Genomic DNA, 15,949 nt, shown 5'->3' with positions numbered 1-15,949 from the left:
TGCGGCCTGGCACAATCGCGGGCATGACTTCCCCGCACCCGTCGTCCGCAGCGTCGCGGTACCGGGCCCTGCTCTCCCCGCTGGACCTCGGTCGCCTCACCCTGAAGAACCGTCTCGTCATGGGGTCCATGCACGTGGGCCTCGAGGACCATCCGGGGGATCTCGCCCGCCTCTCCGCCTTCCTCGGCGAGCGCGCCCGAGGAGGGGTCGGCCTCATCGTCACCGGCGGCCACTCCCCCAACCGCTCCGGCCGCCTCACCGCCGGCGGCGCGCAGGCCGACGAGCGCACCATGACCCGCCACCAGGTGATCACCCGCGAGGTGCACGACGCCGACGGGCGGATCATCCTGCAGCTGCTGCACGCCGGCCGCTACGCCGCGCAGCCCCTCGCCGCCTCCCCCAGCGGCGGCCGCTCCCCGCTCTCCCCCTTCCGCAGCCGGCGCCTCACCCGGCGCGGCACCCGACGCACCGTCGAGCAGTTCGCCCTCGCGGCCCGGCGCGCGGTCGACGCCGGCTACGACGGGGTCGAGCTGATGGGCTCCGAGGGTTATCTGCTGAACCAGTTCCTCGCCCCCACCACGAACCGCAGACGGGACCGCTTCGGCCGGGGCGCGGAGGGCCGGCGCGCTCTCCCGCTCGCCATCGCGGCCGCGGTCCGCGACGCGATCGGCGAGGACGCCCTGCTCAGCTATCGCATCTCCCTCCTCGACCTGGTCCCGGGCGGGCAGACCTGGGACGAGACCGTGGTGCTCGCGAAGGGCCTCGCCGAGCGCGGCGTGGACGTCCTCTCGACCGGCATCGGCTGGCACGAGGCACGCGTCCCCACCATCGTCACCTCGGTGCCGCGCGGGGCCTTCGTGCCGCTCACCGCGCAGCTGCGGAGCGAGGTGGACGTGCCCGTCATCGCCTCGAACCGACTGCACGATCCCGACCTCGCCGAGCAGGTCCTCGCCCGCGGCGAGGCCGACCTGGTCTCGATGGCCCGCCAGTTGCTCGCCGACCCGCATCTGCCGCGCAAGCTTGCCGAGGGCCGCTCCGGGCAGGTCGTCGCGTGCATCTCCTGCAACCAGGCGTGCCTCGACAAGGTCTTCGTCGGGAAGCGGGCGAGCTGCCTGGTGAACCCCCGCGCGGCCCACGAGACGGAGTTGGTGCTCACCCCCGTCGCCCCGCGACGGGTGCGGAAGGTGGCGGTCGTCGGCGGCGGTCCCGCGGGTCTCGAGGCGGCCCTCGCTGCCGCCGAGCGCGGGCACGTGGTGACCCTCTTCGAGGCGACCGAGGAGCTCGGCGGGCAGCTGCGCCTCGCCGCCCGCATCCCCGGCAAGGAGGACTACGCGCTCGCGCTGCGCTCCTGGAGGATGCGGCTCGCCGCGGCCGGCGTCGGCATCCGGCTGGGGATGCGCCCCACCCCCGCGGACCTCGCGGGCTTCCACGACGTGATCGTCGCGACCGGCGTCGCCCCCCGCCCCGTGGACCTGCCGGGCTTCGCCCCGTCGGCCGAGCCGCCCGCCGCGGGGCCGCAGGTCGTCACCTACCAGGACCTGCTCGAGGAGCGGGCGGTCGCCGGCGAGCGCGTCGCGATCATCGGCGCGGGCGGGATCGGCGTCGACGTCGCCGAGTACCTCACCTCCCCGATCCCCTCCCCCACCCTCGACGCGCGTGCCTGGCGCGAGCACTGGGGCGTCACGGACCCCTCGGCCGTGCGCGGCGGCGTCACGGCCGCGCCGCAGCGCACCGAGGCGAACGACGGCCGACGCGCCCGCGAGGTGCACCTGCTGCAGCGCAAGGAGACGAAAATCGGCGCGGGCCTCGGGCGCACGACCGGCTGGGTGCACCGGGCGGAGCTGCGCCGCGCCGGCGTGATCCAGCATCGCGGCGTCACCTACGAGCGCATCGACGAGCAGGGCCTGCACCTGGTGGAGGACGGCGAGGCGCGCGTGCTCGAGGTGGACACCGTGGTGCTCTGCGCCGGTCAGGTGAGCGTCGCCGACCTCGCCGCCGAGCTGGGCGCCGGGGCCTCGCGCACCTCGCCCCGGGTGCACGTCGTCGGCGGGGCGGACCTCGCCGCCGAGCTCGATGCGGAGCGCGCCATTCGGCAGGCCGTCGAGGTCGCCTCCGCGCTGTGACCGGGCCCCTACACTCGGGAGCATGCCCCGCGTGCTCCACACCGCCCAGGCCCTGGTCGACGTCGTCGTCGAGGTGGACGCCCTGCCGCCGCGCGGCGGGAACGCGAACGTCCGCCGCGAGCAGTGGTACGCGGGCGGGGCGGTGACCACCCTGCTGGCCGCGGCGCGGACCGGTGCGGAGGCGGTGCACGGCGGCGCGCACGGCGTCGGCCGCCACGGCGACCTGGTGCGGGAGCGGCTCGCGGCCGACGGGGTCGCCCTCAGCGACGTGCCTCGCGAGGACGCCGACACGGGCTACTGCATCGTCATGCTCGAGCCCTCCGCCGAGCGCACCTTCCTCACCGTCTACGGGGCGGAGCGGCAGGTCAGCGCCGAGTCGCTGGCCCGACTCGCGCCCGTCCCGGGCGATCTCGTCTGCGTCTCGGGCTACACGCTGTTCGAGCCGACGCGGGAGCCTCTGCTGGAGTTCCTCGAGTCGCTGCCGGACGGGGTCGAGGTGGTGCTCGACCCGGGTGCGCCCTTCGCCGAGTTCCCCCGTGACCTGCAGGACCGGGTGCTGGCCCGGACCACGGTGTGGACCTCGAACGCGGACGAGGCGCGGGCGCTGACCGGGCTGGACGCCCTCGAGGACACCCCACAGGCGCTGCGTCGACGGATCGGATCCCATGCGGTGGTGATCGTGCGCGACGGCGACCGCGGCTGCCTCGTCTTCCACCACGGCCGCGGCACCGAGATCCCGGCCTTCCCGCAGACGGCGGTGGACACCAACGGGGCCGGCGACACCCACACCGGAGTGCTGCTCGCGGAGCGGGCGCTCGGGGCGGACTGGGAGTCGGCCGCGACGCGCGCCAATGCGGCGGCCGCGATCGCCGTCACCCGCCGCGGCACCGAGTCGGCGCCCACCCGCGCCGAGGTCGACGAGTTCCTGGCGTGAGCTCCTTCCACGACTTCACCGCGCTCACCGCGGACGGCGAGCCGTACGCGATGAGCCGCCACCGCGGCGAGCACGTCCTGGTCGTCAACATCGCGACCGAATGCGCGTTCACCCCGCAGCTGGCGGGGCTGCAGGAGCTGCACGAGCAGGGGCTGACGGTGCTCGGCTTCCCCTCGGACCAGTTCCGCCAGAATCCCGGCAGCGACGCGGAGACCGCCGAGCGCTGCTCCACGGGCTACGGCGTGACCTTCCCGCTGTTCTCCGCGGTGCAGGTCAACGGGCCGTCGGCCGAGCCGCTGTGGCAGTGGCTCGTCGCGCAGCGGGCCGGGGTGCTGGGCGGCCGGATCTCCTGGAACTTCACCAAGTTCCTCATCGGCCCTGACGGCCAGGTGGTGCGGCGGTACGCCCCGCCGGTGCCGCCGGCGCGCATCGCCCGCCGCCTCTCAGACGACCTCCGGTAGCGTGGGTCACAGTCCACACCGAAGAGAAGGGGGCCTTCGTGGAAGGCATCGTCGTCACTCTGATCGTCATCGCCGTCGTGGTGGTGGTCCTGATCGTCATCCTCGCGCTGCTGTTCGGCGGCCTGCGCACGTCGATCATGTTCACCGTCCACTCCTCCGAGGCGGTGATCGTGGAGAGCTTCGGCAAGTTCAAGCGGGTCGCCTCGGCCGGTCTGAACTTCAAGACCCCGTTCGTCGACTCGATCACCCGCCCCATCTCGCTGCGCGTCCAGCAGCTCGAGGTGAACATCGAGTCCAAGACCAAGGACAACGTGTTCGTGACCGTCCCGGTCGCGGTGCAGTACCAGATCCAGGAGAACCAGGTCGTCGACGCGTACTACAAGCTGTCGAACCCCGAGGCGCAGATCCGCTCGTACGTCTTCGACACGGTGCGCTCCGCCCTCTCCGGCCTCGAGCTGGACGCGGCCTTCGAGTCCAAGGACGACATCGCCCGCAGCGTCGAGCACACCCTCTCCGAGCGGATGCTCGAGTACGGCTTCCGGATCATCAACACCCTGGTGCAGGACATCTCCCCGGACCAGCGGGTGCGCGACTCGATGAACTCCATCAACGCCGCCCAGCGCGACCGCGTCGCCGCGCAGTCGCTCGCTGAGGCGGACAAGATCAAGCGCGTCACCCAGGCCGAGGCCGAGGCCGAGTCCAAGCGTCTGCAGGGTGAGGGCGTCGCCGCCCAGCGGAAGGCGATCGCCCTGGGCATCGCCGAGCAGTACGAGATGCTGCGCAAGGTCGGCATCGAGAACTCGGCCGAGCAGCTGCTGCTGATGACCCAGTACTTCGACACCATGCAGGACGTGGCCCGCAACGGCCGCTCCAACGTGCTGTACCTGCCCAGCAACCCCGGGGCTGTCGGCTCGATGGGCGACGAGATCCGCTCCGCCATGCTGCAGGCCCAGGCCGCGCACCAGGCCGACCAGGACGCCGACGTCGACGAGCACCACCAGCGCCAGCGGATCTCCGCCGAGCAGCTGCGCGCCCAGGAGGAGCAGCGCCGCGAGCAGGCCCGCTCCCGCGCCGAGCAGGCCCAGCGGGAGGCGCAGCGCGCCCAGGGCGAGGCGCAGCAGCAGGTTCCCGGCTACCCGGGCGGGTCCGTGCCCCCGTGGGCGCGTCCGGGCGGCGCCGGACAGGGCTGAGGCGGGTGCCCCGCCCCCACCTCAGGGCGTGCCCTTCACCGTGCCCGCGAGGTACCGCGAGGACCTGATGCCGACCCTGCCGAGGCTGGCCGGCGTGCCGGTGCCCGAGGAGGTCGGCGGGAGGGACCTGCGCCCGACCAGCCACGACCGGCCCGTGCGCGAGCATCTCCACGGCGAGCTGGGTGCGGGAGATCCGACTCTCGTCGGAGCAGGTCGCGACCAGCGGGTGAGTCGCGCGGGGTCGCTCCTGCGCTGAGGTAAGGGCATGAGCGACTACACCGCGGAGAAGAAGCTGGCCCGGAACGTCGGGATCACCATCGCCTGGTGGGCCCATGCGGCGTTCCGCCTGCTGCTCGCCGTGGTGTTCTTCTATTACGGCGGGGCGAAGCTGGTGTTCGGCCAGTTCGGGTTCTCCGACACCGGCGACGCCCTCATCGCCCACGGCGAGATGAGCCCCATGGGGCTGCTGTGGCGGATGGTCGCCTTCTCGCCGCTGTTCCAGTTCCTCGCCGGGCTCGCAGAGTTCGGCGCCGGGCTCGCCCTGCTGTGGCGGCGCTCGGTCCCGCTCGGGGCGCTGCTCGGCGCGGCCTCCATGTCGCTCGTGCTGGTGCTCAACCTCGGCTACGACGTGATGGTGAAGACGCCGACGCTAATCTACCTGGTGCTCTCGCTGATCGTGCTGATCCCGTGGCTGCCGCGGCTCACGCGGGCCTTCCTGACCAGCGGCGAGATCCCCCAGGGCCCGTCCCCGCGGCTGATCCCCTGGCGGCCCGCCGAACGGGTCGGGGCGATCGCCGGCCCGATCGCGGCCCTGGCTCTCGCGGGGCTGTGCCTGTGGGGCATCTCGGGGCTCTACGCCCCGCGCTCGGTGGACGAATCGGTGCCCGCGGGCGTGTGGAGCGTCGCGTCGGACACCGCCGAGCCCGCCGCCCAGCTCTCCGAGGACACCCGGTGGAGCGCCCTCGCGCTGGGGTCGATCTCCAGTGGCGGCGAGGCGCGGGCCCAGCTGCGCCAGGCCGACGGCACCCTGCACACCGGCACCTGGCGGCGGCTGGACGGCTCGCAGATCGAACTGACCCTGCTGGACCTGCGGGAGGAAGGGCAGCCGATCCAGGAGTACCTCGCGGCGGAAGGTGAGTCGCTCGTGCTCACGGTCGAGGAGCAGGGAGACGGCACGCTGCACGTCACCGGCGAGGGTCAGGACCTGGTGCTCGCCCCGGACGAGTCCGGCAGGATGCTCTACGATCGCGGTTTCAGCTGGGGGATCCGGGGGGATGATCCCTTCAACCGATGAGGGGGGAGGCCATGAGGCCACTGGGCGTGACGATGATCTGCGGGTCCCTGGTGTGGCTCGTGGTGCCCATCCTCGCCGTGATCACCGCGGTGATCGCCGGCATCACCGTCCTGCACGGAATCGGTGAGGTGCTGACGCCCACCCCCACCGGGGTGGAGGACAACCGGCGGCTCACGAACGTCACGCTGCTCGGGCTCGTGCTCACGGGGATCGCGGCGGTAGCCGGCCTGCTGCTCGACGTGGTCACGACCGTGCTCGCCGTCCCCCGGGCGCGGGAGCTGGCGGGGGTGATCGCGCTCGTGTCGGTGGGCATCGGCGGACTGGGTGTGGTGCTGCCGACGGCAGCCGCCATCGGCGCGCAATATGCCGGATGGGGCGAGGCCTCCTCCTTCCTGGGAGTGCTCGCGGGGACGATCCTGTTCCTCCTCGGGCCGGCGCTCCGCATCGTCGAGCTGGTGGTCGGGGCCATGGCTGTCCGCCCCCTCCCCTAGGGTGAGCGCATGAAGATCGAGTTCGGGTGGTCCCTGGACGGCGCGAGCTGGGCCGACGGCGGCCCGCGGCTCGGCCCGCGCGGGCTGGTGCGGCTGCTGCAGGCACGGCTCGGGCTGACCAGACCCGAGGTCGAACCGGCGGTGCGGGTGGCGCAGTACCAGCGTCGGATCGCCGCGGCGGACCATCCCTGGCTCCGCGCGTCCTTCGCCGCGGACCCGTGGGCGACGGCCTCGACGGTGCTGTCGTGGCGGGACGCCGCCGTCACCGCCGGCGCACGGCTCGAGCCGACAGAGGGCGCCCCGGATCGGATCGCGGCGCTGTGCGCGGTCGAGAACGCAGGGCCCGACCTCGCGCCGGGGGCGGCAGACGACCTGCGCGAGCTCGTCGACGCCCTCGCCGACGAGGTCACGTGGCCGCTGGGCATCGACTCCCTGCTCTGCCACGAGGACCCGTCGTCCCTGCCCGGCCTGTGGCCCCGGCTGCTCCAGCTGCTCGAGGCGTCCGGCGTGACGCTCGAGAGACCCGGGGCCGCGGAGCAGGCGGTCCGCCCCGAACTGGTCCTCGTCGAAGCGGAGGACGAGTGGACCGCCGCGGAGACGGCCGCCCGACTGCTCGCCGGACGCGATGGCGCCCCGCTGCAGCTGCTCGCTGGGGCGGACACCGTGATCCTCGACCAGGAGCTGCACCGCCGCGGACTGCCCGCCGTCGGCGTGGCGGACTCCGCCGCGCATCGCACTGCGCTGCAGATCCTGCCGCTCTACCTGTCCCTCGCCGTCGCCCCCGTCGACGTGCAGCAGCTCGCCGCCTTCCTCGACCTGCGGGTGCTGGACGTGCCCGAGGACGGCCGGGATCAGGTGGGTCTCGTCCCCTCGCGCGCACGCCACGTGCTGCTCGACGCGCTCGCGCAGGAGCCCGGCACCGGCGGGACCGCCTGGCAGCAGGCGATGGCGGCGCTCGAGGCCGACGACGAGCTCTCCGCGAGCGGGCTCGAGATGGTCCGCGCCCTCTCCGCGCTCGTCATCTCTCCGCTCGCGCCGGAGGATCTCACCCCGGCGCGCGTGCGCGAGGTGACCGCTCCGCTCGGGACGCGGCTGCGGGCGCTGGGTCAGGGGGATCCCTCGCTGACCAGGGCCTCGACGCACCTGCAGGTGCTCCTCGAGGTGCTCGAGGAATTCGAGCCGACCCGCGTGCTCCGCGAGCGGGAGCTGGCCCAGATCGTCGCGTCCGCCGGAGGGCGCGCCGGGTCCCCCTTCGCCCGCCCCGAGGCGACCTCGCGGTGGCGCACCTGCTCGCGGCCGGCGCAGCTGCTGCCCGTCGGCGGCGACGTGCTGTGGTGGGGAGCGGATCGGGACGATGCCGCCACGGGGATCGCCTGGGACACGGCGGAGGCCGAGGCGCTGACGCGTCTCGGGGCCCGGATCCTGCCGCCCGCGCGCCTCGCGGCCCTCGACACCGACGCCGGGCTGCGCGGACTGCACGGCGCCGAGCGGATCGTCGTCGTGCGCACCCGGCGCCGCGCCGAGGAGCCGACGGCACCGCACGCCCTGCTCGCGCACCTCGCCGCAGGACGCGCCGCCCCCGGGCAGGGTGTCGCGGACGTGCTCGAGGACCTGACGTTCTCCCCCGCAGAGACGCTCGGGGCGGAAGGATTCGCCCTGGCCGGGGCCCGGCGCGAGGTCACGGTCCCGGCACCTTCGCGGATCGCTCCGCTCCCGTCGGACCTCACCCGGGTCGTGGCGCCCGCACCGCATCTGCTGCCCGCGCGACTCTCGTACTCCCAGGCCGAGGATCTGCTGGGGTGCCGGCAGAAGTGGACGTACAAGAACGGTCTGCAGATCCGCGCGGCCTCGGTCGCCTCCGTCCCCACCGGGAACCGGATGATCGGCACGCTCGTCCACGCCGTGGTCGAGCAGCTGGTCGGCAGCGGCGAGAGGACCCCGTCGGCCGCGCGGATCCGTGAGGAGATCGAGACCCAGGTGCCGCGTCTGGCCTCGGAGCTGCTGCTGCCCGGCCGCGAGGTCGAGCTCGCCGGGCTGCGGGAGCGGGCCGTCCGCTCGCTCTTGGAGTTCTTCGACCGGCTCGGTGCGGCGGGTCTGGTGATCACCTCGGTGGAGTCCCGCTTCGAGGAGCCGCTGGTGCTGCACCTGCAGCGCGGGGACGTGACGGTGCCCTTCATCGGCTACCGGGACGTGGACGCCGAGGACGGGGAGGGCCGTCCCACCGTGATCGACCTGAAGTGGACCTACGCCGCCCGCAAGTACCCCGAGCTCTTCGAGACCGGCGAGGCCCTCCAGCTCGCCGCCTACGCGCACTCGCTGCACGAGGAGGGGACGGACGTGGGCTACTTCCTGCTCTCGCAGGGCGAGTTCGTCTCCGCGAACCCCGCGCTCGACCCCCACGGCCGCCCCACCCTGGACATCGAGGACCTCTGGTCCCGCGGCACCGCCGGGATGACCGAGGCGCTGGACGAGATCGGCGCCGGACGCGTCGACGCGCGCAGCGGGCAGATCCTGCTCGACGCGGGCCAGGACCTGGCCACCCCGAGGTCGGACGCGGCGAAGACCTACGCGAGCGCGCGCGAGGCGGCCCGGGCCCAGGGCTCCCTGGTCGTCGACGCCCGATGCGACTACTGCGAGTTCTCGCTGCTGTGCGGGATGAGAGGCGACGTCTCATGACCTTCACCCTGCTCAACGCCTCGGCCGGGTCGGGCAAGACCTATGCGCTCACCCAGCGACTGGCCGATCTGATCGCCGACGGGCTCGACCCGTCGGAGGTCATCGCGACCACCTTCACCGTGAAGGCCGCCGAGGAGCTCACCTCCCGGGTCCGCTCCACCCTGCTGGATCGGGCGCTGGTGGAGGAGGCGCGCGGGATCGACTCGGCCGTGATCGGCACCGTGAACTCCGTGGCCGGCCGGCTCGTGACGGACTACGCGATGGACGCCGGCATCTCCCCCGCGGTCGACGTTCTCGACGACACCACGCAGAAGGCAGCCTTCTCCGCCGCGATCGCCCGGACCGCCGCCGCGCGCGGCGAGGAGCACAGCGACCTGCTGGCCCGGACCCAGCACGACGGCGACGAAAACGACACGAGCCATCGACCCCGACCGTCCTGGCGCGGGCAGGTGCGGATCCTCGCGAACGCCGCCCGCACCAACCTCCTCGGCGCCGAGGCGCTGCGCGGGGCGATCGGGACGTCCTGGCAGGAGTTCCGCGACAGCGCCGGACTGCCCGCGCCGGGCCCCGACGAGCGACCCCGCTGGCTGCACCTGCTGGACGCCCGGATCCAGGAGCTCGCCGCCGACCTCGACGCCTCCCGCACCCCCGACGGGGAGCCGATCGCCGGCGGGCCGATCGCGAAGGGGAGCCTGAACAAGACGGGCAACGACCTCGAGTCCCTGCGCCGCTCGCGCCGCCTCCTCGCCGATCATGACCGGGCACCGTGGTCGGAGTGGATGAAGATCGCCGCCGGCTCGTTCGGCGCCGTCGCCAAGCGCACGCTCGCCCCGCTCAGCGAGGAGATCTCCGAGTCCTTCACCGCCTGCGGCGCCTGGCAGCAGGACGTGCGAGACCTCATCACCCTGGTCCTCGACACCGCGGCGGAGTCCCTGGACGCGTACGAGCAGCACAAGCGGGACCTGGGCCTGATCGACTTCATCGACCAGGAGGTGCGGGCGCTCCGCCTGCTGCAGGAGTCGCCGCGGGTCCGCGAGTCCGTCGCCTCCCGCTTCCGCCTGCTCGCGGTCGACGAGTTCCAGGACACCTCCCCCGTGCAGCTCGCCCTGTTCCTCGAGCTGTCCCAGCTGATCGAGGACAAGATCTGGGTGGGCGACCCGAAGCAGGCGATCTACGGCTTCCGCGACGCCGATCCGCGGCTGATGCAGAAGATCATCGCGGCCCTCGGCCGCGGGGACACCGGGTTCGGCACGGGAGAGATCCGGAACCTCTCCCACTCCTGGCGCTCGTCGGAGCGCCTCGTGGAGCTCACCAATGCGGTGTTCACGCGGGTCTTCGATCCGGAGGGGACCGGCGCGGAGCAGATCACCCTCGAGATCCCCGAGCAGCGCCGGGAGAAGGCCGTCGGCGGCGTGCTCGAGGTGTGGGAGGCGACGAAGAACGACAACCGCGTGGTCTCCGCCGAGAAGCATGCCGCGATGATCGGCGAGCAGATCCGGGAGCGCATCGACGAGGGCGTCTTCACCCCCGGCACCACGGCGGTGCTGGTGCGGACCAATACGCAGAAGCAGGCCGTGGTCGCGGCGCTGCAGGCCCGCGGCGTGCCGACCGCCGGCGCGGCCCACTCCCTGCTCGCCACCCGGGAGGCGCAGCTGGTCCGCGCCGCGCTCGCGGTGACCCTCGACGCCTCCGACACCCTCGCGCTCACCGAGCTGGTGACGCTGCTGGAGGACCACGCGGCGCACCGCACCTGGTTCGAGGAGCTCACGGCCGCCCCGGACCGGGAGGCTCGTCGGGGGGTGTACGCGCGCTGGTGGGAGGACCCGACCCTCGCCGGTCTGCACGCGGTGCGCCGGGCCTGCGTCGCCTACACGCCCGAGGAGATGATCAGCGCGCTCGTCGACGCGCTCGACCTGGCGCAGCGGATCAAGCGCTGGAGCGGGCAGGGCTCCCGTCGCCGTTCCCTCGACGCGCTGAGGGCACTCGCGCGGGAGACGACCACGCGCCGTCGCGCCGAGGGCTCCCCCATCACCCTCACCGGGCTGCGCGCGGAGCTCGACGCCTGGGAGGAGGGGCCGGACCTGTCGGGCCTGCCGGACGCGGTGTGGGTGGGCACCATCCACTCCGCCAAGGGTCTCGAATGGGAGCACGTGGTCACCCACCTGACCCGGGACGCAAAAGAGTGGGACCAGACCTGGGGCGTGCTCGTGCGCTCCCCCGACGAGGTCGACGTGACCGCGCCCCTCGCCGGTCGCGAGCTGCTGTTCTGGCCGAAGCTGGCGGTCCCCGAGGAGGCGGCCGAGCGCCTGGCCGACTCCGACTTCGCGCGCCGGAGGGCCTCCTCGGAGGCCGATGAGGCCGGGCGGCTCCAGTACGTCGCCCTGACCCGGGCGGCGAGCACCTCGGTGCTCGCGATCGGCGGCCCGCGCAGTGCGCTGGACGCCCTGATCGACGGCGAGGCGCCGCTGCTCCGCTGGACCGACGACGCGATCCTGGTCGACGGGGCACCGGATCCCGTGCCGGCCCGGGTCACCCGGGTGAACGTCGACGAGCTGATGGGGCAGGAGATCACCGCCCTGCCCGTCGTCGCGGATCCGCTCGCGGTGACCGACATCCCGCTGCGGCCGGAGCAGGAGAGCGCGGCGCAGCGCGCCGCCCGCTTCCAGGCCTCCGCCGTCGCCTCCGACGACGCACTCGGCCGCGTCGGCGCGCCGCGGAGCATCGGCCGTCGGCTGGTGACGAGCGGCGGCCCGCAGTGGGAACGGGTCGGCGAGGCGGTGCACGCCTATCTCGCGCTGCCGCTCGCGGAGATGGCCGCGGCGCAGCGGGAGGCAGCCGCGGCGCGGCTCGTCGAGCGCTGGTCGGTCGCCCGCGCCGTCGAACCGTCGGTGCTGCTCGAGGCCGGGGAGGCGTGGGCCGCGTTCCTCGCCGCCGAGTTCCCCGGCGCCGAGGAGCTCACCGAGCAGCCGATCAGCTGGTGGAACGAGGACGCGCAGGTCATGGAGGGGTGGATCGACACCCTGCTGCGTCTGCCGGACGGCCAGATCGTGCTCGTCGATCACAAGTCGTATCCGGGCGAGCATCCGGAACAGCACGTCCGCGAGCGGTATCTGGGGCAGATGGCGACCTACGCGCGGGCGCTCGCGGCGGCCGGGCTCCCGGCCTCGCGGGTGCTGATCCACCTGCCGCTGCGCGGCGAGGTGCTCGAGGTCGAGCTCGCATGATCGACCCGGTGCAGGCGGCGCGAACACTGCTCGACGAGGCGCTGCGCAGCGGATCGCGGCGGCTGCTCGGCCTCGCGGGGGCGCCCGGGGCGGGCAAGTCGACGCTCGCCGCGCGGCTCGTCGCGGCGCTCGGCGAGCAGGCGGTGCTGGTGCCGATGGACGGCTTCCACCTCGCGGACGTCGCGCTCGAGCGGCTCGGGCGACGCGACCGGAAGGGCGCGCCGGACACCTTCGACGCCGCCGGCTACGTGGCGCTGCTGCAGCGGCTGCGCAGCGCGCGACCGCAGGATCCGCCGGTCTGGGCGCCGATGTTCGAACGGGATCTCGAGCAGCCGCTCGCGGGGGCGCTCGAGGTGCCGGCCGCGGTGCCGCTGGTGATCACCGAGGGCAACTACCTGCTGCTCGACGAGGGCCCGTTCGCGCAGGTGAGGGGGCTGCTGGATGCCTGCTGGTTCGTCGAGGTCGACGAGGAGCTGCGGCACGAGCGGCTGATCGCCCGCCACGAGCAGTTCGGGAAACCGCCCGCGGCGGCCCGGGACTGGGCGCTCGGACCCGACGAGGCGAATGCTCGCCGGGTCGCCGCCACCCGGTGCCGGGCCGATGCGGTGGTCGCTCCGGACTAGCCCTGCGCGACGGCGCGGACGAAGGCCGCGGAGCGCTCGCGCAGCCCCGCGATCTTCTGCTCGCGGTGATAGGCGAGCAGCGCCGGGTCCTCGGTGCGCAGCTCGAAGGAGCTCGGGGCGCGGCGCACGTTGCGGGAGCAGCGGAAATCGGCGCAGATGACAGTGCCGACGGTGTTGCCGCGGCGGCCCGACTCCCCGCCGAGCGGGGCGACGAAGCTCGCGGCGCGGACGCCGTCGACGATGTCCTCGCACCAGGCGCACAGCAGCTTCTTCGCGGGCGGGTTCTCCGCACCGCGCAGCAGCAGCGTGGCCGGGGCGCCGTCGAGCTCGAGCGTCACATAGTGCTGGCGGGGCCGCTTCGGGTCCTGCCAGCCCAGATAGTCGAGCCGGTCCCAGGGGACGGCGTCGAGCTCGGGCAGCTGGGCACGCTTGGCGTCGCCTTTGGAGGCGTTGACGAAGGAATTGCGGATCTGGTCCTCGGTGAGAGGAAGCATGGAGGGGTCCTTAGGGGGGGGTGATCGGTCAGGGCAGGCCGATTACGCCGAGCAGGCCGCGTGGGCCGCCCCGCTTCCTGTCAGCGCGCTGCGCATGACGTCTCCTCTCCGCTCGTGGACCCCGCCACGCTACGCCTCAGGCGATGATCTCGCCAAGGAGAGTGAGCTCCTCCTCGCGGAGCTCCAGCATCATCGCCTTCGCCGAGTCCTGGATCGACTCGGGTCGGCCCGCCCCGGGAATCGGGATGACGTGCTCGCCGAGGGACAGCTCCCAGGCGAGGACGACCTGCTGGGCGCTGACGCCATGGGCGTCGGCCACCTGGCGCACCTGCGGGAAGCGGTCCCGCAGACCGCGGGCGCCGCCGCCGGTGCCGCCCAGCGGTGACCAGGGCACGAAGGCGATGCCGTGCTCGCCGCAGTGCTGCAGCTCGCGCAGGCTGGTGTGGAAGAAGGTGGGCGAGAACTGGTTCTGCACCGCGGCGAGGCCGCCCTCGCCGAGCACCTCGCGGGCCACGTCGATCTCCTCGACGTTGGCGTTGGAGATGCCGACCTCCCGGATCAGACCCTCCTGCTGCAGGGCGCCGAGCGCCTCGACGCCCTCGGCGTAGCGGATCGAGCGGTCCGGACGGTGCCAGTAGTACAGGTCGATCGCGTCCACCTGCAGGTTCGCGAGGGACTTCTCGAGCGCGGAGCGGAGATAGGCGGCGGAGCCGTCGCGGCCCCACACCTCCCCCTCGGAGCGGGTGATGCCGCCCTTGGTCGCGATGGTGACGGAGGAGCGGTCCCCGCCCCAGGAGGCGAGGGCCTCGGCGACGATCTTCTCGTTGTGGCCCATGGTGTCCCAGGTGGGCGCATAGATGTCCGCGGTGTCGAGGAAGGTGATGCCGGCATCGAGGGCGGCGTGGACGGTGGCGATGGCCTGCTCGTGGGGGACGGCGGGGGTGCGGCCGTGGGAGACCGGCATGGCGCCGTAGCCGAGGGCGGAGACGGTCAGGGAGCCGAGGCGGCGGGTGGGTGCGCTCATGGGGGGAGAGCCTATGCCGCGCGAGTGGTGCGCGTCACCGCTTTTCCGTTCCCGCGGGCGGCTCGCGGTGGACGACGGGCAGCGTCTGCCGGCTGGGGACGCGTCGGGGTCGGTGGTCGAGAGCTCCAGCGCCACCATCACCAGGTCGCTGCCCTCGAGCTGCCGGGCGTGATCGCGGACGGTTTCCGCATGTTGCTCGGCGCCGCCCGGGACGCGCACCGCCGCCCGGGTGGTGTGCTCGGCGCCGCTCTCGAAGCGGGTCCCGAACCAGTACTCGAGGACACCGCTGCCCGCCCCCGGATCCGCCATCGCGATCCCGCGACCGAGGTGAGAACCGTCGAGGTCCATCGCACCGAGCAGACAGGCGAGGTCCTCGAAGCCCGCATCGAGGCCGTCCCCACCGGTGCTCGGCTCCTCGCGGAGCACCCCCTCCGGCTCGGGGCGACGTGTCATCAGCAGGTCCTCCCCGACCCATAGCGCGTTTTCACCGTTGGTCGCCGTGGAGTCGGGTGCCTGTTCGGGGGCGATCAGCTGCGCGGCCGAGAGCACCTCACCGGTGCTGGTCAAGAAGCGGAACACCGGCACGCACTGGCCGTGCTGGCCCGGCAGTACCGGGTCGGCGGCTCGCTGGCTGAGCTCAGCCCGCGAGGTGGCGCAAGGCCGACTCCTTGTGCGCGGCGATGTGGTCGGTCTTGTCGCTCGCGATCTCGTACTGGGGCTCGTCCTCGCTCGCGCGTCGGCGATGGCCCTTGTAGTCGAAATCTGCGGTGTGGACCTTCGTGATCGTGCCGGTGACACGGCCGGCCTCGGAGTCCCAGCTGACGTGGTCGCCGACGGCGAACTCGGTGCTCATGATTCCTCCTGTGCTTCCGGTGGATAGATCACGGTGCCGTCCTCGCGGACGATGGGTCGGGCCCCCCAGGCCCCCAGCTCATGCACGGCGGGGGCATTGCCGACGCGCAGATGCACGACCTCCCAGCCGCGCGCGACCAGGGTGTTCGAGATCAGCAGCCGGTGGCAGCGCCAGGGCATCGGCTCCCCGCACATCACCGCCACGTGGTGCTCCTCGGCCAGAGCCTCGAGCTCCTCGATCCCCTGCTCGTACTCGGCACTCAGGGTGTGGTCGGCGTAGTTGCGGAAACTCGTGTTCTTCCAGCCGGCGTTGAGCTGCGGGTCAACATCACGCTGCTTCGGGCGGCGCCCGGTGAGCTCGGCAGAGCGCCGGTAGCCGATTCCCGCCCCGCCGAGCCAGCGGGTCATCTCCTCGGCATCGAACTGGGCGCTGCGGCGGGAGCCGGGCAGCTTGCGCACGTCGACCAGCTCGTCGATCTCGACGTTGTGGAGGGTCGCGAGCACGGCGTCCACGGGGCTGGTCCAGTGGCCGAGGGTCCAGATCGTGCCGGCCATCGCGCCTC

At 73.2% G+C, this 15,949-nt stretch carries 14 protein-coding genes; 10 read left to right on the top strand and 4 right to left on the bottom strand.

Annotated features, from left to right (window positions below; translation table 11 throughout):
- Positions 1–23: 23 nt before the first annotated feature.
- The 10 genes from V1260_RS11790 to V1260_RS11745 are packed head-to-tail and all read left to right on the top strand — an operon-like array spanning position 24 to position 13,016.
- Positions 24–2,123, top strand: coding sequence for an NADPH-dependent 2,4-dienoyl-CoA reductase (locus V1260_RS11790; RefSeq protein ID WP_329747010.1), 2,100 nt, complete (start codon positions 24–26; stop codon positions 2,121–2,123).
- Between the two features lie 22 nt (positions 2,124–2,145).
- Entirely contained in the window at positions 2,146–3,057 is a 912-nt protein-coding gene (locus V1260_RS11785) for a PfkB family carbohydrate kinase (protein WP_329747009.1), read from the top strand.
- Positions 3,054–3,518 carry a glutathione peroxidase gene (locus tag V1260_RS11780; RefSeq protein ID WP_329747008.1) on the top strand — a complete coding sequence of 155 codons (465 nt, stop codon included), beginning with the start codon at positions 3,054–3,056 and terminating at the stop codon, positions 3,516–3,518. Before V1260_RS11785 ends, V1260_RS11780 begins: the two co-directional genes overlap by 4 nt.
- Before the next feature lie 38 nt (positions 3,519–3,556).
- Positions 3,557–4,708 (top strand): SPFH domain-containing protein, encoded by a 1,152-nt coding sequence (locus V1260_RS11775; RefSeq protein ID WP_329747007.1) that lies wholly within the window; start codon positions 3,557–3,559, stop codon positions 4,706–4,708.
- 28 nt (positions 4,709–4,736) lie between these two features.
- Positions 4,737–4,964 (top strand): hypothetical protein, encoded by a 228-nt coding sequence (locus V1260_RS11770; protein WP_329747006.1) that lies wholly within the window; start codon positions 4,737–4,739, stop codon positions 4,962–4,964.
- A gap of 9 nt (positions 4,965–4,973) precedes the next feature.
- Entirely contained in the window at positions 4,974–6,002 is a 1,029-nt protein-coding gene (locus V1260_RS11765) for a DoxX family protein (RefSeq protein WP_329747005.1), read from the top strand.
- 11 nt (positions 6,003–6,013) lie between these two features.
- Complete coding sequence (locus V1260_RS11760; RefSeq protein ID WP_329747004.1) at positions 6,014–6,493, top strand: hypothetical protein; 480 nt, start codon at positions 6,014–6,016, stop codon at positions 6,491–6,493.
- Positions 6,494–6,502: 9 nt separating this feature from the next.
- A complete protein-coding gene (locus tag V1260_RS11755) occupies positions 6,503–9,169 on the top strand; it encodes a PD-(D/E)XK nuclease family protein (protein ID WP_329747003.1) in 2,667 nt (888 codons plus the stop codon).
- Positions 9,166–12,393 (top strand): UvrD-helicase domain-containing protein, encoded by a 3,228-nt coding sequence (locus V1260_RS11750; RefSeq protein ID WP_329747002.1) that lies wholly within the window; start codon positions 9,166–9,168, stop codon positions 12,391–12,393. The genes V1260_RS11755 and V1260_RS11750 overlap by 4 nt, the downstream gene beginning before the upstream one ends.
- Entirely contained in the window at positions 12,390–13,016 is a 627-nt protein-coding gene (locus V1260_RS11745; RefSeq protein WP_329747001.1) for a nucleoside/nucleotide kinase family protein, read from the top strand. The genes V1260_RS11750 and V1260_RS11745 overlap by 4 nt, the downstream gene beginning before the upstream one ends.
- Here V1260_RS11745 and V1260_RS11740 read toward each other — a convergent pair.
- The 4 genes from V1260_RS11740 to V1260_RS11725 form a co-directional block, all read right to left on the bottom strand.
- Entirely contained in the window at positions 13,013–13,510 is a 498-nt protein-coding gene (locus V1260_RS11740; protein ID WP_329747000.1) for an FBP domain-containing protein, read from the bottom strand. The two genes, V1260_RS11745 and V1260_RS11740, sit on opposite strands and share 4 nt — an antisense overlap.
- A 136-nt stretch (positions 13,511–13,646) precedes the next feature.
- The gene (locus tag V1260_RS11735; RefSeq protein ID WP_329747250.1) at positions 13,647–14,534 is read right to left on the bottom strand and encodes an aldo/keto reductase; all 888 of its coding nucleotides are present in this window, start codon (positions 14,532–14,534) and stop codon (positions 13,647–13,649) included.
- 637 nt (positions 14,535–15,171) lie between these two features.
- Entirely contained in the window at positions 15,172–15,387 is a 216-nt protein-coding gene (locus tag V1260_RS11730; protein ID WP_329746999.1) for a DUF2945 domain-containing protein, read from the bottom strand.
- Complete coding sequence (locus V1260_RS11725) at positions 15,384–15,941, bottom strand: DUF488 domain-containing protein (protein WP_329746998.1); 558 nt, start codon at positions 15,939–15,941, stop codon at positions 15,384–15,386. Before V1260_RS11725 ends, V1260_RS11730 begins: the two co-directional genes overlap by 4 nt.
- Positions 15,942–15,949 lie beyond the last annotated feature (8 nt).

Source organism: Brachybacterium sp. J144, from assembly GCF_036321705.1.
Classification (GTDB): domain Bacteria; phylum Actinomycetota; class Actinomycetes; order Actinomycetales; family Dermabacteraceae; genus Brachybacterium.
Note: the sequence above shows the minus strand (reverse complement) of the source record. Positions and strands in the feature narration are given on the sequence as shown.

Bases quoted from the DNA above. Each gene is read 5' to 3' on its own strand.
- V1260_RS11790 (WP_329747010.1), top strand. From the start codon at position 24: ATGACTTCCCCGCACCCGTCGTCCGCAGCGTCGCGGTACCGGGCCCTG.
- V1260_RS11785 (WP_329747009.1), top strand. From the start codon at position 2,146: ATGCCCCGCGTGCTCCACACCGCCCAGGCCCTGGTCGACGTCGTCGTC.
- V1260_RS11765 (WP_329747005.1), top strand. From the start codon at position 4,974: ATGAGCGACTACACCGCGGAGAAGAAGCTGGCCCGGAACGTCGGGATC.
- V1260_RS11760 (WP_329747004.1), top strand. From the start codon at position 6,014: ATGAGGCCACTGGGCGTGACGATGATCTGCGGGTCCCTGGTGTGGCTC.
- V1260_RS11755 (WP_329747003.1), top strand. From the start codon at position 6,503: ATGAAGATCGAGTTCGGGTGGTCCCTGGACGGCGCGAGCTGGGCCGAC.
- V1260_RS11750 (WP_329747002.1), top strand. From the start codon at position 9,166: ATGACCTTCACCCTGCTCAACGCCTCGGCCGGGTCGGGCAAGACCTAT.
- V1260_RS11745 (WP_329747001.1), top strand. From the start codon at position 12,390: ATGATCGACCCGGTGCAGGCGGCGCGAACACTGCTCGACGAGGCGCTG.
- V1260_RS11740 (WP_329747000.1), bottom strand. From the start codon at position 13,510: ATGCTTCCTCTCACCGAGGACCAGATCCGCAATTCCTTCGTCAACGCC.
- V1260_RS11735 (WP_329747250.1), bottom strand. From the start codon at position 14,534: ATGAGCGCACCCACCCGCCGCCTCGGCTCCCTGACCGTCTCCGCCCTC.
- V1260_RS11730 (WP_329746999.1), bottom strand. From the start codon at position 15,387: ATGAGCACCGAGTTCGCCGTCGGCGACCACGTCAGCTGGGACTCCGAG.
- V1260_RS11725 (WP_329746998.1), bottom strand. From the start codon at position 15,941: ATGGCCGGCACGATCTGGACCCTCGGCCACTGGACCAGCCCCGTGGAC.